23 protein-coding genes are annotated in these 19,138 nt (G+C 38.6%); 17 read left to right on the forward strand and 6 right to left on the reverse strand.

The features are described from left to right. The first annotated feature begins 97 nt into the window (after window positions 1-97). Both QMA08_RS14910 and QMA08_RS14915 read left to right on the forward strand, forming a co-directional pair. Window positions 98-1,171: a glycosyltransferase family 1 protein gene (locus QMA08_RS14910; RefSeq protein WP_290174812.1), complete on the forward strand. Its 1,074-nt coding sequence runs from the start codon at window positions 98-100 to the stop codon at window positions 1,169-1,171. Then, the gene (locus QMA08_RS14915; RefSeq protein ID WP_290174813.1) at window positions 1,168-2,253 is read left to right on the forward strand and encodes a glycosyltransferase; all 1,086 of its coding nucleotides are present in this window, start codon (window positions 1,168-1,170) and stop codon (window positions 2,251-2,253) included. Before QMA08_RS14910 ends, QMA08_RS14915 begins: the two co-directional genes overlap by 4 nt. 16 nt (window positions 2,254-2,269) lie before the next feature. Here the strand turns inward: QMA08_RS14915 and QMA08_RS14920 are convergent, their stop codons facing one another. Then, entirely contained in the window at window positions 2,270-2,998 is a 729-nt protein-coding gene (locus QMA08_RS14920; protein WP_290174814.1) for a 3-deoxy-D-manno-octulosonic acid kinase, read from the reverse strand. A 122-nt stretch (window positions 2,999-3,120) separates the two neighbouring features. Between QMA08_RS14920 and QMA08_RS14925 the strand changes: the two genes are divergently transcribed. The 6 genes from QMA08_RS14925 to glpG all read left to right on the forward strand — a co-directional run bounded on the left by QMA08_RS14925 (window position 3,121) and on the right by glpG (window position 8,638). Then, window positions 3,121-4,179, forward strand: coding sequence for a glycosyltransferase family 9 protein (locus QMA08_RS14925; protein ID WP_290174815.1), 1,059 nt, complete (start codon window positions 3,121-3,123; stop codon window positions 4,177-4,179). Then, entirely contained in the window at window positions 4,179-4,742 is a 564-nt protein-coding gene (gene gmhB, locus QMA08_RS14930) for a D-glycero-beta-D-manno-heptose 1,7-bisphosphate 7-phosphatase (RefSeq protein WP_290174816.1), read from the forward strand. Before QMA08_RS14925 ends, gmhB begins: the two co-directional genes overlap by 1 nt. 159 nt (window positions 4,743-4,901) lie before the next feature. Next, on the forward strand, window positions 4,902-6,095 hold the full coding sequence (locus QMA08_RS14935) for a glycine C-acetyltransferase (RefSeq protein WP_002961055.1): 1,194 nt from the start codon (window positions 4,902-4,904) through the stop codon (window positions 6,093-6,095). A gap of 50 nt (window positions 6,096-6,145) precedes the next feature. Then, window positions 6,146-7,171: an L-threonine 3-dehydrogenase gene (tdh, locus tag QMA08_RS14940; protein WP_024595694.1), complete on the forward strand. Its 1,026-nt coding sequence runs from the start codon at window positions 6,146-6,148 to the stop codon at window positions 7,169-7,171. 334 nt (window positions 7,172-7,505) lie between these two features. Continuing rightward, a complete protein-coding gene (gene glpE / locus QMA08_RS14945; protein ID WP_290174817.1) occupies window positions 7,506-7,823 on the forward strand; it encodes a thiosulfate sulfurtransferase GlpE in 318 nt (105 codons plus the stop codon). Further along, window positions 7,820-8,638 (forward strand): rhomboid family intramembrane serine protease GlpG, encoded by an 819-nt coding sequence (gene glpG, locus QMA08_RS14950; RefSeq protein ID WP_039489665.1) that lies wholly within the window; start codon window positions 7,820-7,822, stop codon window positions 8,636-8,638. Before glpE ends, glpG begins: the two co-directional genes overlap by 4 nt. Window positions 8,639-8,641: 3 nt before the next feature. Here glpG and QMA08_RS14955 read toward each other — a convergent pair whose 3' ends face one another. Then, window positions 8,642-9,040, reverse strand: a complete 399-nt coding sequence (locus tag QMA08_RS14955; RefSeq protein WP_002961049.1) for a flagellar basal body-associated protein FliL — start codon at window positions 9,038-9,040, stop codon at window positions 8,642-8,644. Between the two features lie 154 nt (window positions 9,041-9,194). Here QMA08_RS14955 and QMA08_RS14960 point away from each other — a divergent pair, with 154 nt between their 5' ends. Both QMA08_RS14960 and ubiA read left to right on the forward strand, forming a co-directional pair. Beyond that, on the forward strand, window positions 9,195-9,734 hold the full coding sequence (locus tag QMA08_RS14960; RefSeq protein WP_290174818.1) for a chorismate lyase: 540 nt from the start codon (window positions 9,195-9,197) through the stop codon (window positions 9,732-9,734). Further along, window positions 9,731-10,609 (forward strand): 4-hydroxybenzoate octaprenyltransferase, encoded by an 879-nt coding sequence (gene ubiA / locus QMA08_RS14965; protein ID WP_138489550.1) that lies wholly within the window; start codon window positions 9,731-9,733, stop codon window positions 10,607-10,609. The genes QMA08_RS14960 and ubiA overlap by 4 nt, the downstream gene beginning before the upstream one ends. Window positions 10,610-10,647: 38 nt before the next feature. Here ubiA and QMA08_RS14970 read toward each other — a convergent pair whose 3' ends face one another. The 3 genes from QMA08_RS14970 to QMA08_RS14980 form a co-directional block, all read right to left on the reverse strand. Continuing rightward, entirely contained in the window at window positions 10,648-11,268 is a 621-nt protein-coding gene (locus QMA08_RS14970; protein WP_002961046.1) for a 2OG-Fe(II) oxygenase, read from the reverse strand. Between the two features lie 91 nt (window positions 11,269-11,359). Then, a complete protein-coding gene (locus QMA08_RS14975) occupies window positions 11,360-12,244 on the reverse strand; it encodes a LysR family transcriptional regulator (protein WP_138489549.1) in 885 nt (294 codons plus the stop codon). Window positions 12,245-12,621: 377 nt separating this feature from the next. After that, the gene (locus QMA08_RS14980) at window positions 12,622-13,044 is read right to left on the reverse strand and encodes a DUF2721 domain-containing protein (RefSeq protein ID WP_002961042.1); all 423 of its coding nucleotides are present in this window, start codon (window positions 13,042-13,044) and stop codon (window positions 12,622-12,624) included. A gap of 75 nt (window positions 13,045-13,119) precedes the next feature. Here QMA08_RS14980 and QMA08_RS14985 point away from each other — a divergent pair, with 75 nt between their 5' ends. The 3 genes from QMA08_RS14985 to tsaD are packed head-to-tail and all read left to right on the forward strand — an operon-like array spanning window position 13,120 to window position 15,108. After that, window positions 13,120-13,473 carry a DUF2007 domain-containing protein gene (locus tag QMA08_RS14985; protein ID WP_002961041.1) on the forward strand — a complete coding sequence of 118 codons (354 nt, stop codon included), beginning with the start codon at window positions 13,120-13,122 and terminating at the stop codon, window positions 13,471-13,473. After that, window positions 13,466-14,056, forward strand: a complete 591-nt coding sequence (locus QMA08_RS14990; RefSeq protein WP_002961040.1) for a YjaG family protein — start codon at window positions 13,466-13,468, stop codon at window positions 14,054-14,056. Before QMA08_RS14985 ends, QMA08_RS14990 begins: the two co-directional genes overlap by 8 nt. A 38-nt stretch (window positions 14,057-14,094) precedes the next feature. Then, entirely contained in the window at window positions 14,095-15,108 is a 1,014-nt protein-coding gene (gene tsaD, locus QMA08_RS14995) for a tRNA (adenosine(37)-N6)-threonylcarbamoyltransferase complex transferase subunit TsaD (protein ID WP_290174819.1), read from the forward strand. A gap of 11 nt (window positions 15,109-15,119) precedes the next feature. Here tsaD and plsY read toward each other — a convergent pair whose 3' ends face one another. Further along, window positions 15,120-15,731 (reverse strand): glycerol-3-phosphate 1-O-acyltransferase PlsY, encoded by a 612-nt coding sequence (gene plsY, locus QMA08_RS15000; protein ID WP_002961038.1) that lies wholly within the window; start codon window positions 15,729-15,731, stop codon window positions 15,120-15,122. 230 nt (window positions 15,732-15,961) lie between these two features. On the opposite strand from plsY, the gene folB reads away from it, so the two are divergent. The 4 genes from folB (at window position 15,962) to mpl (ending at window position 19,138) form a co-directional block, all read left to right on the forward strand. Continuing rightward, window positions 15,962-16,321: a dihydroneopterin aldolase gene (gene folB / locus QMA08_RS15005; RefSeq protein WP_024604056.1), complete on the forward strand. Its 360-nt coding sequence runs from the start codon at window positions 15,962-15,964 to the stop codon at window positions 16,319-16,321. Continuing rightward, the gene (gene folK, locus QMA08_RS15010; RefSeq protein WP_024604057.1) at window positions 16,322-16,810 is read left to right on the forward strand and encodes a 2-amino-4-hydroxy-6-hydroxymethyldihydropteridine diphosphokinase; all 489 of its coding nucleotides are present in this window, start codon (window positions 16,322-16,324) and stop codon (window positions 16,808-16,810) included. After that, complete coding sequence (locus QMA08_RS15015; RefSeq protein WP_149603106.1) at window positions 16,807-17,607, forward strand: undecaprenyl-diphosphate phosphatase; 801 nt, start codon at window positions 16,807-16,809, stop codon at window positions 17,605-17,607. The genes folK and QMA08_RS15015 overlap by 4 nt, the downstream gene beginning before the upstream one ends. Before the next feature lie 175 nt (window positions 17,608-17,782). After that, window positions 17,783-19,138: a UDP-N-acetylmuramate:L-alanyl-gamma-D-glutamyl-meso-diaminopimelate ligase gene (gene mpl, locus QMA08_RS15020; RefSeq protein ID WP_290174820.1), complete on the forward strand. Its 1,356-nt coding sequence runs from the start codon at window positions 17,783-17,785 to the stop codon at window positions 19,136-19,138.

Below are 19,138 nucleotides of genomic sequence, written 5' to 3' on the forward strand. Positions count from 1 at the left end.
ATTTATAGGGCTAATTTAATATATTAAAATGTAACCTAGCTATCGTAATAAGTATCTGATTGGTATACTGGAGTTCAAATAGGAAATTGAGAATGTAATGAGCAACAAACGACTTTTATTTATTCCCGTATCATCACCAGAAGGCATTGGTGAATATATGCGCTCGTTGTTGTTGGCTCAAAGTTTAAAGGCAGAACTTACTGATTCTCTCGATATTCACTTCATACTAAACAAGCATACAAGCTACGCAAAAAAGTGTCCTTTTAAAGCCACATTGCTTGAACACTCAGCGACTAAAGAGCTTGATTCTGTTTGCGACTTTATAGAGCAATTTAAACCTGACGTCGTTGTTTTTGATTGTGCAGGACGTGCAGGGCATATGAAAGCGGCTAAAAAAGTAGGCGCTAAAGTTGTATTTATTTCTCAGCATGCAAAAAAACGCGCTAAGGGATTGAAGCTAAACAGGATTAATTTAATTGATACACATTGGGTTGTACAGCCTGATTATTGTATTGAGCCACTTACGTGGGCTGAAAGTGCGAAGTTAGACATGTTTCCCTTGGCACACCCTCGTAATGTAGGCCCTTTTGTTCCATTTGCTTCTTGTGAGCAAAAACGTGATGTTTTAAATCGCTATAACTTAGTATCTGATGGCTATTTTATTGTTAATGCGGGTTCTGGCGGGCATATATTAAATAATCTTAATTGTGCTGAGGTTTACTTTAAAGCCGCGCTTAAAATTACTAAGCATACTGGTTTAAAAGCAGTTGTAGTGTTTGGTGCAAATTATAATAAAGCAATTCCGAAAAGTGATGAGGTTACTTGTTTATCAAGCCTGCAAGGAACCGAATTTTTGGCATTAATGAGCCAAGCTAAAGTCGCATTACTTAGTGGTGGAGATACCTTATTGCAAGCAATTGCAGTTCAAACCCCTGTTGTGGCATGTGCTATCTCAAAAGATCAAAATACACGATTGGATCATTGCGTTAATGCAGGTGTTGTAATAAAAGCGAATCTTGATATTGATGAAATTACAACGAAAATAGCTCAAGTTATTACCGAGCCTTTTTATAGTGAATTTATTGGTAAGTATAAGCAACTCGATAGCACACATAGCTTCGACGTGATCACTACTGGTATAAAAAATATGCTTGTAGGAGATCGCTTATGAATATAGTGATTGTAATTGATTCACTAGTAGGTGGTGGTGCTGAAAAAGTAATGCTTACTTTGGCTGAAAAAATGGCGAAACTACAGCACAACGTCACTATATTATCTCTTGCGAGCAACGCTGAGTATGACATTCCTGATATAGTTAAAGTTGATAGCCTTTTTCCTGATAGAGCATCTAAAGTAGATAGATTCTGGCAGCGAAAAAACAGTATTTTGCGATTAGAAGCGTGGTTTGAAAAAAAACAAAGCGAGATTGGCAATATTGATCTAGTGCTTTCTAACCTTGATAGAAGTAATAATTTACTTGCACGTAGTAATATCAAAAATGTTCATTTTGTTATTCATAACTCAGTTAATGCAGAACTTGCCCGTCAAAAAAAGTTAGGTCCATTTTCATATTTATACCTTAAAAAAAGTAAGCAAAACTTAAATGGTAAATCACTTATTTGCGTATCAAAGGGTGTTGAAAAAGAAATAACACAAGGGGATTTAATTAACCCAAGTGCAATCGTGACTATTTATAACCCGTTCGATTTTGAAAAAATAAACCAACAAGCAAATGAGAAAAATAACGACATCCCAAATGAGCCTTACTTAATTCATGTAGGAAGGCTCGCCAAACAAAAACGCCACGATATATTATTTGCAGCATTTGCAAAGCTTGATAAAAAATACAAGTTAGTCCTTTTATGTAATAAACCTGCAAAAGCGTTAAAGCTTGCACAGCAATATGGCATAGATAAACAGTTAGTAGTGCCTGGATTTCAACAAAACCCGTACAACTGGATTCAGCATGCCAAAGCTTTAGTTTTGAGCTCTGATTTTGAAGGGCTGCCAACGGTATTAATTGAGGCTTTAGCGGTGGGTACTCCGGTAGTTAGCACTAATTGTACATTTGGACCAAGCGAGATATTAACAGGCGAGCTGAGTAAATATTTAGTACCCGTTCAACAAAGTGAGGCATTAGCCAATGCCGTTAAGCAGGTGCTAGCAGATAAGCCAAATGTAGAAAACGCAGATATTCTAAAACAAGTACAGGCAGAGCAAGTTGCCCTGCAGTATTTAGCCTTGGCTAACTAAGTTAACTTATATTAGGTTAACTGATATTCGCGAGCGCTTTGAAGTAGTTGTTGTGCAGAGTTTGCCAGTCATTCACTTGCCAATTAAATACATCATTTCGACCTTGCTCTTTTAAAAATGAGCGCTCAAGGCGTGCCATATTACTTTGTTGCCACTGTGGGTTAGGCGCTCTTATTTCACCTCTATCAAAGTCGATAATATACACATCACCAATATCATTAAATAAAATGTTATTAATGTTTAAATCAGCGTGGTAAACGCCTTTTGAATGAAATAGCGCGATTGTTTTAGCAATGCGCTCTAACTCATCTTCAGTCAATGGGCGTTCAATTAATATATCGAGTACACTTTTAGCACCTGTAACGGCCTCGGTAATAATATCACCACGATAAATTAACCCGCTGCGGGTTACTTTAGCTGCAATAGGGGTGGGTACGTTTAAACCAAGCTCTATAAGCTTACTCATTAAGCTAAACTCTTTAAATACGCGGGTTTGTTCAAGTCCTGGGTATAAATATTGATCGCTTAGCAATTTACCCACTAAGCCACCGCGCCAATAATGCCTAAGTACAGCTGTTAATTCGTCTTGCTTAAAAAACCACGCAGTTGCTCGACCTTTTTTAGCGCCCACAATTTTATTTTGTTGTTGCCAATAATTTGCATCAAACCAATCGAGGGTAATTTGGCTTGTGTATTTAGGGTGGCTTAATAGCGTGTGATTGCCTTGCACGTGTTGTTTAAACATAGCTCTGTGTAATTGCTAAATAATGAGTCTATATTAGCGCGTTTTAAAGCGCAGGATAAGTGCTTGCAATAGCGTGATTATAATTTAAGATCGGCTTTTGTATTTAATACCTAAGGGAATGTGTGACTCAAGCTCCTAATTATTCATCTATTTGTATATTAAGACTCTCAGCCATTGGTGACGTATGTCATGGTGTGAGTGCAGTACAAGCTATTCAAAAGGCACACCCGAATGCAAAAATCACCTGGGTAATTGGCAAAATAGAAGCCATGTTACTTGCTGACTTACCGGGTGTTGAGCTGGTGGTATTTGATAAAAAGCAAGGCAAAGCAGCGCTTAAAAGCTTAAAGCAACGCTTCAACAACCAAAAATTTGATGTGCTTCTTAATATGCAAGTTGCATTAAGGGCTGGGTTTGTAGCGCGTTGTATTCCTGCAAAAGTAAAAATAGGGTTCGATTGGGCTCGTTCAAAAGAATTGCACAGCTTATTTATTAATAAACGAATAGACCCACAAGCCCAGGCGCATGTGCTTGAAGGCTTTAAAGGTTTTGCAAAAGCCATTGGTGTAGCTGATTATAAACCGAGTTGGAACATGCCATATACCGAGCAAGACCAAGCGGTTGCAGATGAGTTACTAACACCAGAATACCTTACTAATAAACTATTAGTAATATCGCCCGCAGCTAGTAAAGCGCAGCGTAATTGGCTCGCTGATCGTTATGCCACATTGGCTGATTATGCAAGCGAGCAAGGCTTTAAGGTGGTATTGACGGGTGGCCCAACAGAGCTTGAAATTAACCTAGCAAATAGCATTATTGAGCACAGCAACACGCCTATTTTAAATTTAGTAGGTAAAACAAAACTCAAAGAGTTGTTGTGCGTGTTAAAGCGTGGCAGCTTAGTGCTTGCGCCCGATACGGGTCCTGCGCATATGGCAGTAACAGTTGGTACGCCGGTTATTGGTTTATATGCACATTCAAATCCAGCACGCACAGGTCCTTATTTATATCAAGACTACGTGGTAGAGGTTTATCATCAAAACTTGTTTAAGCAAACAGGTAAAACGGCTGAGCAAGTCTCGTGGGGTACACGCGTAAAAGGCGATGATTTAATGAGCCAAATTACAGTTGATGATGTAAAAGCGATGTTTGACCATGTTGTACAAAAAGAGTCTTTGTAATGAATGCACAACAAAAAAATAAAGCGCTTTTTTTAGACCGAGATGGCGTGGTAAACGTTGATCATGGTTATGTGTATCAAAGCGATAAATTTGAATTTATTGACGGTGTTTTTAGCACTTGTAAAGCATTTTATGATGCAGGCTATAAAATCATAATCGTCACTAATCAATCTGGAATTGGTCGAGGTTATTACAGCGAAGCTGATTTTTTAGCACTGACCGACTGGATGAAAGACCAGTTTAGTGCCCACAGCATTGAAGTTACCGATGTGTATTTTTGCCCGCATCACCCTAAAAAAGCGCGCCCTGAATATTTGAAAGAGTGCAGTTGCAGAAAGCCTGCGTCAGGTATGTTATTACAAGGCATACAAGAGCATAATATCGACCCTGCTTGCAGTATTATGGTGGGCGATAAACTCAGTGATATGCAGGCTGCGAAAAAAGCGGGCATCACTACACGCGTTTTAGTGCGTTCAGGGCAAAGCTTTGACGAAAGCGCTAAGCAAGAAGCTGATTTAATTATCGATTCTATAAGTAGTTTACCTGCACTTTTAAAAACATAAATAAACAGCCTGTAAACTGGCAGGAATTCCTTCCAACTTAGGGCGTTTGCGACGAACTGCAAACCGTGCATTTTACCCATTAAACTTTTACAATACCCCGCATAATAAACAGCCGCGAAAGTGCGGTTGTTTACCCGTTCAAATATATGGAGAACCTAGATGAGAGCATCTGCTTTTTTTAGCCAGCTACAACAGCAAATTGAAGACGTAAAAACCGAAGGTTTGTATAAAAACGAACGTATTATTAAGTCCCAGCAGCAAGCTCAAATCGAAGTTGCATCAGGTAAAGTAATCAACTTTTGTGCTAATAACTATTTAGGTTTAGCTAATAGCCCAGAGTTAATTGAAGCGGCGCAAAACGGTTTAAATAATCATGGTTTTGGTGTGGCTTCAGTACGTTTTATTTGTGGCACTCAAGATATCCATAAAACACTAGAGCAAAAAATCAGTGCGTTTTTAGAAACAGAAGATACTATTTTATATTCTTCATGTTTTGATGCAAACACAGGTTTGTTTGAAACTATTTTAGGCGCAGAAGACGCTATTATTTCTGATTCATTAAATCATGCATCAATTATCGACGGTGTACGTTTATGTAAAGCTAAGCGTTTTCGTTATGCAAATAACGACATGGCTGATCTTGAGAAGCAACTTATTGCAGCAGATGAAGCCGGTGCTAAAACTAAACTAATTGCTACCGATGGCGTGTTTTCTATGGACGGCGTTATTTGTAATTTAGAAGCTGTGTGCGACTTAGCCGATAAATATGATGCGCTTGTAATGGTAGATGACTCTCACGCAGTTGGCTTTGTTGGCGAAAACGGTAAGGGTACACCTGAGTACTGTAATGTATTAGACCGTGTAGATATTATCACCGGTACATTAGGTAAGGCGCTGGGCGGTGCTTCAGGTGGTTATACATCAGGTAAAAAAGAAATTGTTGAATGGTTACGTCAGCGTTCACGCCCATACTTGTTCTCAAACTCATTAGCGCCTTCAATTGTTACTGCATCAATTAAAGTACTTGAAATGCTTGAAAATGGCGGCGAGCTTCGCGCTAAACTTTGGTCAAATGCTAAATATTTCCGTGAGCAAATGGAAGCTGCTGGTTTTACGTGTGCAGGTAAAGATCATGCAATTATCCCCGTAATGCTAGGGGATGCCAAAGTAGCCTCGTTAATGGCTGATAAATTACTTGCTGAAGGCATTTACGTAACCGGTTTTTCATTCCCTGTAGTACCAAAAGGGCAAGCGCGTATTCGTACACAAATTTCAGCGGCACATAGTATTGAGCAACTCGATACAGCTATCGATGCATTTACCCGTATTGGTAAAGAAATGGGCGTTATTTAATTTTATTTTAAACCGAAGCCTCGCTTCGGTTTTTTAGTTAAGTGTGGATTATGAAAGCATTATCTAAATTAAAAGCAGAACCGGGCATTTGGATGACAGATGCACCAAAGCCAGAAGTAGGTCATAACGACTTACTGATTAAAATTCGCAAAACAGCTATTTGTGGTACCGACGTACATATTTACAAGTGGGACGAATGGGCAAGTAAAACTATTCCAACGCCTATGGTTGTTGGCCATGAATATGTTGGTGAAGTCGTTGATATGGGTCAAGAAGTTCGTGGCTTTCAGGTTGGCGATCGCGTATCTGGCGAAGGGCATATTACGTGTGGTCACTGTCGAAATTGTCGTGCTGGGCGTGTACATTTATGCCGTAATACAACGGGTGTAGGTGTAAACCGTGAAGGTGCGTTTGCCGAATATTTAGTTATTCCTGCATTTAATGCATTTAAAATTCCAGATAATATTTCTGATGAGCTGGCTTCAATTTTTGACCCGTTTGGCAATGCTGTTCATACCGCATTATCGTTTGACTTAGTTGGCGAAGATGTACTTATTACTGGTGCCGGCCCAATTGGTATTATGGCTGCAGCTGTTGCAAAACATGTTGGTGCTCGCCACGTTGTAATTACCGACGTAAACGAATACCGCCTAGATTTAGCACGTAAAATGGGGGCTTCACGCGCTGTAAACGTTGCCAATGAAAAGCTTGAAGATGTAATGAAAGAGCTAGGTATGACAGAGGGTTTTGATATTGGCCTTGAAATGTCAGGTGTGCCAAGCGCGTTTAATTCAATGCTTAATAATATGAACCACGGCGGTAAAATTGCCATGCTGGGTATTCCACCATCTGATATGGCTGTTGATTGGAACCAAGTTATTTTTAAAGGTTTAGTGATTAAAGGTATTTACGGTCGCGAAATGTTCGAAACGTGGTACAAAATGGCAAGCTTGATTCAATCTGGTCTTGATTTAAACCCAATCATTACACATCAGTATTCTGTGGATGACTTCCAAGCTGGCTTTGATATGATGATTTCAGGTCAGTCAGGTAAAGTGATTTTAAACTGGGATTAGTTCCTCACTAAATTACAAGAAGGGCGGCTCTAGGGCCTGTTTATCTTTCAGGATTAAAATTTGTTCAATCTAGGGGCTATTTAATCGCGGCGCGAGGTTTGTGACCTAGTGGGCTAAGTAAAAACCGAGCAACAAAGAGTAAATAGCCCCTAGGCAGAACCCTTCGGGCAGCGTATGTTTGGCATTTGTGCTACGTTATCGCCTATTTATGGGGAATAACCACACTACATAGGCTCTGCCTTGCCTAAATACCAAACATACTGCTGCAAATTTAACCTCGAAAGATAAACAGGCCCTAGCCGCCTTTTTTATACTATTAATTAAAGAGACTTCAATGGCATTTAAACATATTTCTATAGCGCAAACGTTAGAGCTTTTAGATAAAGAAGACGTGGTAATTGCAGATATTCGCGATCCTAATTCGTATCAAGCCGGTCGCATTCCAGGCTCAGAAGCACTTTCTAACGGTAATATCGCACAATTTATGATGGAAAAAGAATTCTATCAGCCAATTATTATTGTCTGCTACCACGGTATGAGCTCACAAGGCGCAGCTAGCTATCTAGTTGAGCAAGGTTTTGAAGACGTTTACAGTATGGATGGCGGCTTTACAGCTTGGGAAGCTGCTTACAGCGAGAAAGTAGAGCGATGATAGAGCTTGGCAGTTTAAATAACCCGCGCGCCGCACAAGGCTTTATAGATTATTTAAAAAGCCAAGGCCTAGATGCAAAGATACACTCGGCAGATGGCAGTAATGTCATTATTAGCGTGACTGAGGAGGACTTTCATCAAGTTCAGCCGTTATGGGCCGAATTTACACAAAACCCTAACCATGAACGCTATCAACAAGCTTCATGGGATGTAGGTAGCACACAATCGCCGCTTAAATATCAAGGGCAATCACTTAATCTAATGACGCGATTTAAAGCGCTCAGCTGGCTTAATCAAACCGTAAGTATTGTAAGCGTTATAATTTATTTTGCTTTTTTACTAGGTGGTTTTGAGACCATTTACACCATGATGCAGTTTAAACCTACGCAGCCTTTAAGTTGGTTAACGCCCGCCCTCGTACATTTTAGCGCGATGCATATAGTGTTTAATTTAATTTGGTGGATGTCGCTTGGTGACAATATCGAAAAGCAATGCGGGAAACTCAGCCTAATAGGTTTGTTTTTAGTAACTGCACTTATAAGTAATTGGGCACAATACTTAATGGTTGGCCCCAATTTTGGCGGCTTGAGTGGTGTGGTGTATGGGCTACTTGGTTTTTGCTGGATTCATAGCTTTTTAAATCCTAACAAGCCTGCGCTTGTAAGTACGGCTATTGTTGGCTTTATGTTGATTTGGTTAGTGCTTGGGTTTGCTGATGTATTGTTTGTAGGTATGGCTAATTGGGCGCACTTAGGTGGGTTAGTTAGCGGTATGGCTTTTGCCTATACCGCCAAAATATTTAACGCAAAACGTTAAATACTAATGATATAAATATTTAGTGAACAAGACTTCACGGATGATCTCTTGTCCTGTTTCTTCTTTTAGCAGGCTTTTTAGTTTTTCGGCGCACTTTGCACGTATTTCTTCACGGCCAGTAAGTGATTTTATTTTTTCTTCTGGTTCTTTAGATAAAATCTCTACTAGGGCATCACGAAGTAATGGCGTGTGGTGTTCAACCACTGCAATATCAGAAGTATCAGTAAGCATTAAATCAATAGTTACACGTACATAGCCCATTTTTTTACTTGATGCGCCAATGTAGTTGGTGATTATATCTGGCTCAAAACCAAAATAACCAACAGTGGATTCAGCACGAGCTGTAAAGCTTATAACGCTTACAAAGAACGTAAAAAGACCTGCGTATACTATTTTTTTCATATTTAAAGCGTTTCTTAAAACTTGTTACAAATAGTTTATACTTAATAGTAGGTAATAAACAGCGCCAAGCAATTATTTATGGTTATAAAACATCACTTTTTCAAAAGCTTTGGCAATGGTATCATCTCGTTGTTTTTTATTTTGTTGAGCTATTGTGATTACTTATCCTCTGTCTATATCTGCTAATTGGCAGTCCACTTCTTATATGAGTGACTTATCTCCTCTAGAGCAAGAGTGGCTTTTTGAACAGAATTCATTAACGGCTAAATTAAAAAGCAACTCAAAAACTTTTAATGTAAAGGTATTAAGTGAGCAGTTATTTACTTTAAGCCCAGAGCAAAACTTACTACTAAACAGCACAGCTAAAACAGCTATTAATCGAGAAGTTCTCTTACTGTGCGATAACAAACCTGTGGTGTACGCACAAAGCTGGCTTCCGAAAAATGATTCTATTAATCCTTTGCACAATATGGGCGAGCGTCCTTTAGGTGATGTGATTTTTCAAGACCCAGCATTAAAACGAACGGATATAGAAATTGCTTATTTTGATGACACGCACCCTATTCAGCAATTAGTTACAAAATTGAACTTACCCGAGAAAAACTTACTAGGGCGTCGAAGTGTATTCTCACTCAAAGAATATAAGTTTTTAGTGTGTGAAGTGTTTTTACCTGGAGCATATTTATACTCATGAAATTAGCCGCTTTAAAGCCAAAACATATTCCTTATTATATACAGTTAATGCGTATAGATAAGCCCATTGGTACCTTGTTATTACTTTGGCCAACATACTGGGCTTTATGGCTTGCTAATAGTGGGATGCCGAGCTTACTCAACTTTATTATATTCACGCTGGGCGTTGTTGTTATGCGTAGCGCAGGGTGTGTAATTAATGATTTTGCAGATAGAAAAATAGACGGCTCGGTAAAACGCACAGCTCAACGGCCGCTAGCTTCAGGGCAGGTGAGTAGTGGTGAAGCACTTAGTCTATTTTTACTACTCATAGTTATTGCGTTCATTTTAGTATTAATGCTTAGCGTTAATACTATTTTGCTTTCTTTTGGAGCTTTGGCTTTAGCCTTTTGTTACCCCTTTATGAAGCGCTATACACAGTTACCTCAAGTTGTTTTAGGGGCTGCATTTGGTTGGGCTATTCCTATGGCGTATATGGCTTCAATTAATGCACTACCACAGCAGGCATGGTTATTATTTATAGCCAATATTTGCTGGACAGTGGCTTACGACACCATGTATGCGATGGTTGATAGGGACGACGATTTAAAAATAGGGGTAAAATCAACCGCTATTTTATTTGGTAAATACGACCGCCATATTATCTTTTTACTTAATGCTGTATTTATAGCGTTGGTTGCTTTTATTGGTATAAGCAATCATTTAAGTGTCGCGTTTGGCGTTGGTTTAAGTATTGCTGCGGGCCTATTGGCATACCAACAAACGCTTATTCATAAACGTGAAAGAGATGCCTGTTTTAAAGCGTTTTTAAATAATCATTACGTGGGTTTGGCTATTTTTATAGGGTTATTACTTTCATACCCAATAGCATTTTAAAAGCCTCAATAAAGGCTATTCAAATGCTCTATTAGGGGTTATCGGGGCGGATCAATAATGCCGCTAATAGAGGCGTTTTTTCTAAACCAGCCTGCAATAGAATAGCGATCGTCAACGGCGGGAAGTACTTCGTGGGCAAAGCGTTCGCTTTCAAACATTACTAATGTGCCAGCAGTTGGTTTAATTGTTATTTCTATCTCTTTACTTTTAGGTTTATAAATAACAAGTTCGCCACCTTGCTTAGGCGTATTTAAATAAAGTACCGTTGTAAATACTCGATTAGAGCGACCTTTAAATGCATCTAAGTGCTTTTTGTAAAAATCACCCTGTGTATATTTTGCATAATGGCATTCGTAATCAAATAACCCCATAAAAAAACTGCGATTTAACGTGGTCTTTATACTTTGCATTATTGCTTGATAGGTAAGCTGTGCTTGAGAGCTGCCGTCAAACCAATAGGTTTTATCAGTACGTACGGTTTTATCTATTTGTAAGTCATTTAATCGACCAATACCAGCAAGGCTAAAGTGAGGGTTTATACGGTGGCAGTCTGCAACTAAATCGTTAACTAAATCGGCAATAAGCGCGTTATGAATTACGGTATATCCTTGGCGTTCTATATCATCTAAATAGACATCAGGACCAAAAAGTGTGTTCATTCACATCAGCTGTTTAAAAAAGGTGCGACAGTGTAGCCGAAAAGCTGTTAAAAGCTACTGTTTATTGTGCCGCACTTTTTGAAACATCAGATTAGCTAAATGCAGCACCCGCTTTTTTTATAAGCGATAGTAAATGCTCTACATGTTCAGTAATCGACGTCTGTTGGCTTGTTTGTACAACGAGTTGTTCGTGGTTTAAATCTTTATTTGTTTTAAGTTGTACTAATTCAGAATTCTCTGCGATTGCATTAGCATGTTCAATGCTTGCAATAGCAAAATGATCTGATTTAACTACACCTGCCATTACTTGCTCAATACTACCCACTTTAATACTTGATGATTTATTTAAAGAATCAATTGCTTCATTAAGCATAGTTTGTACTTGTTTAGACTCAGAGAAACAGCCAAACATCGGGTAGCTATCAAGGTTTTGTTTACTTATATCGTTTTTATGGGCAAGAGGGTGATTTTTTGAAACAAATAACACAAGCTGATCAGGTAAGTGAATGTCACTGCCAATACTATTAATAGCTTGAGAGTATACGCTAATGTCTATTTCACCTTGTTGGAGTTTGCGTGTTAGCTCTTGCTGATCTTGTAGCTGCATCTCAATTTTTATATGAGGGTATTGAGCTAAAAACTGTCCACAAGAAATAGGGACTATGCTGCTTGCCTTATTGGTATACCCAATAACGAGCTTTTCATTGGCATTACCGTTTACTGATTGAAAAATCCGCTTTTTAGTTAGCTCAAGTTCCGATAGGGTTGTTTTAGCATATTCTAGAAAAAGCTCGCCTTCTGGCGTTAATTTAACAGAGCGTGTTGAGCGTTTTACTAACTCATATCCCATTTCATCTTCAAGTGTTTGAATGCTGCGCGTTAGCGCTGAAGTACTAATTTGGGTTTGTTCAGCAGCTTGTCTAAAATGACGTAATATACCAAGTGCTACAAATTGCTCTAATTGTTCAAATCTCACTTTATAGTCCCTTTTTATAAGTAAGTCGCAGATACCACGGACATCAAATATATTAATTTTTATTCTAAAGTTTAGTAAAATTCTATATTGAAATACGGTTGCAAGTTCATACGTGTTTCCAGCAGGATACCCCCCTTTTAGTATTAATTAAAGAGAAAAGCGACCAAATAGTATTACTTTTTAAATTCATAACTAGTTGTTTATTGTATTTTATCTATGTTTTTGCAATGGGCTAGCTAAGTAAACTTATTTGTAGTCAGTAAGTTAGTTAGTATATTTGGATTAAATTGTTCTAATTAATAAAAAAGTACGCCCCAAAAAGGGGCGTTCATACAACATGATTGTGACAAATAATAGAGTGTTTTATTTATAATAAACTATTTTACAAAATTTCTATTTATTCGGCTACTTAGTGGTTTATTTTCAATGCTTTGTAGTTCTATCTCGATTGCATCACAGGAAATATGTATTTCAAATAAAGACGTTAATAACGATAAACTTAAGCAAGCTAAGCTAATGCCAAATAAAATAATTCCTGTGGCATTAAACTCAATAAATAATGCAAACATTGATAGTGTACACAGTAGAAAAGAGGCTACCCCGTACACTTGCATCGTTCTAATTAGCTTAATACGTTTACGTAAGTTAGTGATTTGAGCCACTACAACAGGCCGAATAGATTCACCTTCACGTGCATTTAGCTCCCTAATTAATTGCGCTAAAACTAAAAATCGGTTTGTATAGGCGAGTAATAGCAGCGATATGGCCGGAAAAAGTAAGCCTGGGGTTGTTAATGTCATGTTTATTCCTTAAAAGTACAGCATGCTAATAATCTAGCGCAGGATATTGTTAACACAAAATAAATGAGGTGAATATTGCAAAATATTAATAATAACAATTCAACAGATAGCTCTTTTCAATGGGTTACAATTTATAAAGCTGAAAATACCTTGGAAGCGAATATCGTAAAAGGCTTAATACAAACTGCTGGAATAGAGTGTAAAATTAAAGGCGAGATGCTCCAAGGGGCGCTTGGAGAAATCCCATATGATCAGGCGCAAGTTAGTGTGCAGGTTTATGCGATAAAAGAGCGCCATGCGCGGCAAATATTGGTAAACTATCAACAAGTAAAACAATCCGCTCCAGATTGGGTATGCCCTAATTGTAATGAGCATAATGGATCAACATTTGATTTTTGTTGGTCGTGTGAGACGTTAAAGAATGACTAAAGCAAATAATTTTCAGCGTATTAGAGAGCTTAACTATTTACAAAAGGCCGTCTTAGCAAGTGCTTTAATAGAGCGAATGCTGCCAAATTACGGTTTATTTAGCGAAGCAACGGGGTTTGGTGATGAAACCTTATTACGTAATTCGCTTAATGTTTGTTGGGAAAAAATATTACTGCCTAAAAGTAAAATAGATCTCGAAAAACAAGTTGAAAAAATAGAGCCAAATGTTCCTGAACTTGCTGATTTTGATATGTTTGGTACTTATCCTGCTATTGATGCTGCAACGTCTTTACTTAGCTTAATGCACGGTTTAGTGGCGCAAGATGAGCAAGAGTTCATTAGTGTGAGCAAAATATCTCAAGCAACAGTGGCTCGCTTTATTGAATATCAAATGACGGTTGAAGGTGAGATTGCTGATAACACAGCAGTGAGAGAGCACCCATTAATGCAGTACGAAATTGAAGTATTAGGTGAGCTAATTGATTTTGTAGAAAATATGGGGCGTATTACCTCTGATAGCGTAAAGGCACTAAAAAAGTTTGCCCTTGAAGATGGCCAAACAAATATTGGTCTTACGTTATAAAAGTAGCAAAGTAGAATTTAAAAGGCAGGAGAAGTACAGTGCGAATTTTAGGCATTGAATCGTCATGTGATGAAACGGGTATTGCAATATATGATGACGAAAAAGGCTTGTTAGCTCATCAATTATACAGCCAAGTAAAAGTACACGCTGATTACGGCGGTGTAGTGCCGGAACTTGCATCGCGCGATCATGTTCGTAAAACATTACCACTTATAGATGCAGCTTTTGCACAAGCAGGTTGTGGCCCTGAAGATTTAGACGGTATTGCTTATACTGCAGGCCCAGGTCTAGTTGGTGCATTATTGGTAGGTACGTCTATAGGTCGTTCATTAGCATACGGTTGGGATATACCTGCGGTAGCAGTACACCACATGGAAGGGCATTTACTTGCTCCGATGCTTGAGGAAAATACCCCTGAGTTTCCGTTTATTGCATTGCTTGTATCGGGCGGTCATACCATGATGGTTAAAGTAGCGGGTATTGGACAATACGAAGTACTAGGTGAGTCAGTTGATGATGCCGCAGGCGAGGCCTTTGATAAAACGGCTAAGTTACTTGGTCTTGATTACCCCGGTGGCCCGCGCTTAGCTAAAATGGCTGAACAAGGCGAAGCAAAGCGCTTTGTATTTCCTCGCCCTATGACCGACAAGCCAGGTCTTGATTTTAGTTTTAGTGGTTTAAAAACAGCGGCATCAATCACGATTCGTGAAAATGACGACGACGATCAAACCAAAGCTGATATAGCGCATGCATTTCAAACTGCGGTTATTGATACCCTCGTTATTAAGTGTAAGCGTGCGCTTAAACAAACAGGTATTAAGCGTTTGGTTATCGCCGGTGGTGTGAGTGCAAATACACAGCTTCGACTGCAGCTCGAACGCGTAATGAAAGGTATGAAAGGCGAAGTGTTTTATCCGCGTACTGAATTTTGTACCGACAATGGTGCAATGATTGCTTATGCCGGAATGCAACGTTTAAAAGCAGGGCAATTTGCCACGCTTGATATGAAAACAAAACCTCGTTGGCCTATAGATAGCCTTGAGCCTATTTAATGACTCATATTTTAGATATTTTTGTTTTCATCGGTGGGTGCTTTTTTAGCACCCACTTTTGGTTCTTCCCCACTAAATAATCGAATAATATTAGTACGGTGACGAAATATAATTAACAGCGTGATAAAAGTAACGGGAAGAGTATAAAGTGGCTTTATTAGCCATGTATACAAGGGCGCTAAAGATACAGCTACAAGCGCCGCCAGTGATGAATAGCGTGTTATTGCCACTATAACTAACCAAGTACACACAAGTAAACCTGCCAATGATAAGCCAATAGGTAATAATGAGCCAAATGCCGTTGCTACGGCTTTACCGCCTTTGAAGCTAAAAAACAGTGGGTACATATGGCCTAAACAAGCAGCTACTGCGACTAAACCAAGCTCTAAAGGTTCAACTTCTAAAAAATAAGCCCCCCATACCGGAATAGTGCCTTTTAAAATATCAAACACTAAAACCAAGCAAGCCGGAAATGCTCCGCCTAATCTATAAACATTTGTAGCTCCTGGGTTGTTAGAACCACTATTACGAGGGTCTGGGAGTTTGAACAACCGCGACACTAAAATAGCCGACGAAATCGACCCAAGTAAATAAGCTAAAACAAACATTATAGTGGCTAACACGCGCTTCCTTATTTTTTAATTGCTATACCAATTGATAGTGCTTTTAGGCTATTATTGGCAGCAAAATTTATCGTAAAAATTATTAACAGGCTATTTAATAGCTAGTTTAGTTATTTTGCTATTGTAGAAGTTATTTTTACATATTTAAACACTGGCTAAACCATATACAGTATTAATTTTATTGATGCTTAGTATAGTTGCTTAGTAGTTTGTTGTTATTTGGAGTATCAATGGATAAGGTTTTTATATCTCAATTGCACGTCGACACTATTATTGGAGTGTACGACTTTGAAAAAGAAAGTAAACAGAGCCTTTATTTTGATATTGAAATGCTAAGCGATATTAAGCCTGCAGCTGAAAATGACGATATTAATTTAGCACTCGATTACTCAAAAGTAAGTGAGCGAGTTATTGAGCACTGCACTTTAAAACCTGTAGAGTTGCTAGAAACTTTAGTTGAACAATTAGCGCATATTATTTTAAGCGAGTTTAATACTCCACAAGTTACTATAAGAGTAAGTAAACCAGCAGCAGTAGCACAAGCGCAAACTGTAGGTGTTGAAATTACACGTGTTAAGGCAACTGACTAAATGGCTCAAATTTATATCAGCCTAGGGTCAAATATAAATAAAGCGCATTATATACAATGTGCATTAATTGCACTTAAGCAGCACTTTGAACATATTGTACACTCGTCTGTTTTTGAAAGTGAAGCAGTTGGGTTTGCTGGCAATAATTTTTATAATTCAGTCGTTGGCGCTACAACTGATATGTCGCTTGTTGATGTATGCGCTTTATTAAAACAAATAGAGCGTGATAATGGACGCACAGCGAACGATAAAAAATTTAGTCCACGAACGCTCGATTTAGATTTACTATTTTATGATGATGTAATTTGCGCTTCTCCAGCACAATTACCACGAGATGAAATAACTAAAAACGCATTTGTATTACAACCTCTTAGCGAGGTTGCCCCAGATTTCTATCATCCTGTAGCTAAACAAACGATTGCGCAGTTATGGAATGAATATAATAACCCTCAACAAAAGCTATGGAAGGTGGAGTTTTCTAACCCATGAGTATCATCGAAATAATTATTTTAGCCCTCATACAGGGATTTACTGAGTTTTTACCAATATCTAGTTCTGCGCACTTAATTCTCCCATCGCAAATTTTAGGCTGGGAAGATCAAGGGCTTGCGTTTGACGTGGCAGTACATGTTGGTACTTTAATTGCCGTTGTTATTTATTTTCGCAAAGAGGTCGTCGACATACTCAGTGCGTGGTTTAAATCCTTTGGAGCACAGGGTACTACTGATGATAGTAAGCTAGGTTGGTGGATAATTTTAGGCACTGTGCCTGCCGCTATTTTAGGCTTACTTTTAAAAGACTTTATAGAGTTGTACCTACGAAGCGCTTGGGTAATTGCTACTACCACAATTGTGTTTGGTTTATTGCTTTGGTACGCGGATGCAAAAGGTAAGCAAATTAAAACTATTTATCAGCTTAATTGGAAAACAGCACTTATTATTGGTTTTGCACAAGCTGTTGCAATGATCCCGGGAACTTCTCGCTCAGGTATCACGATGACTGCTGGTTTAATGCTTGGAATGAATAAGCAAAGCGCAGCGCGTTTTTCGTTCTTACTGGCAATTCCAATTATTTCTATGATGGGGCTTTATTATACTGCAGAGCTTGCTCTGGGTGACCATGTGGTTGATTGGAATACATTATTACTAGGTGTGGTGCTATCGTTCTTATCGGCTTATGCATGTATATTTATGTTTTTAAAAGTAATAGAGCGAATGGGTATGTTGCCATTTGTGATATATCGATTATTGCTCGGTGTAGGTTTAATAGTATTTTTAATGATGTAGCAAATAATGACTAATAAAAAAGCCTTCTAATTAAGAAGGCTTTTTTATTATCAAGTGGTCATTTTGGCACGAGTGAAATGCTTACTCGCAATGGTAACTAAGCACGAATTTTGGCATTATAGCGCCATTAAACTTTGCATAGCTGTAGAGTGAGCATACGATTTAAGGAAAGTATATGCATATACATATTTTGGGCATTTGTGGCACGTTTATGGGCGGTATTGCAGCCATTGCTAAATCGTTGGGTCATAAAGTAACGGGTTCCGATCAAAACGTTTACCCACCAATGAGTACGCAACTTGAAGAGCTTGGCATTGAACTAACTCAAGGCTATGCGGTATCTCAGTTAGAGCCAAAGCCAGATATGGTCGTTATTGGTAATGCAATGAGCCGTGGTAACCCGTGTGTTGAATATGTGCTTGATAAAGGCCTACCTTATACATCTGGCCCTGAATGGCTTAAGCATAACTTACTGCAAGATTCTTGGGTGCTTGCGGTTGCTGGTACGCATGGTAAAACAACCACAGCAAGTATGCTTGCGTGGGTATTAGAGTACGCAGGTTTAAAACCAGGGTTTTTAATTGGCGGCATAGTGCAAAATTTTGGTGTATCGGCAAAAGTGGGTGAAACGCCATTTTTTGTTATTGAAGCCGATGAATACGACACAGCTTTTTTTGATAAGCGCAGTAAGTTTGTGCATTACCTCCCGCGTACACTTATCTTAAATAATCTTGAATTCGATCACGCTGATATTTTTGAAGATTTAAACGCAATAAAAAAACAATTTCATCACTTAATGCGTACATTACCTCAAAGCGGCAAGGTAATTTGGCCAAAGCAAGACGTAGCGCTTAATGACGTAATAGCACAAGGGCTTTGGAGCGAAAGCGAAACGCTAGGCGATGATTGGAGCTATGAATTAATAAAAGCCGATGGAAGTGAGTTTAATGTATTACTTAATGGCGAAAAGCAGGGCACTGTCTGTTGGCAAGCAATAGGCGAGCATAACGTTAAAAATGCGATTATGACTATCGCAGCAGCGCGCCATGTGGGTATAGCTATTGATCATAGTATTGATGCGTTAGGAGAATTTATTAGCCCTAAAAGGCGTATGGAGCTAAAGGCGGATATAAATAATATTAAAGTGTATGACGACTTTGCGCATCACCCAACAGCAATTAAAACAACGCTTGCGGGATTGCGCGCAAAAGTAGGCGATGAAAAAATTATCGCTATTTTAGAGCCGCGCTCAAACACCATGAAAATGGGCGTGCACCAATATACATTATTAGATTCATTACGTGATGCTGACAACGTACTCCTTTTTGAACCAGAGAATCTAAATTGGTCGCTAAAAGAGCAAGCAGATAAAGCAGGCATGCAGTGCTTTAGCAGCACGCAAACAATTATTGATACGGTGCTTGAAAATATTGAGCCTAATCAACACATTTTAATTATGAGCAATGGCGGTTTTAATGGCCTTCATCAACACCTTGTTGATGGTTTAGCTGATAAATACAGCGGAGAATAG

The sequence above is a fragment of the Pseudoalteromonas sp. APC 3355 genome, assembly GCF_030407615.1.
In the GTDB taxonomy this organism is placed as follows: Bacteria; Pseudomonadota; Gammaproteobacteria; order Enterobacterales; family Alteromonadaceae; genus Pseudoalteromonas; species Pseudoalteromonas distincta.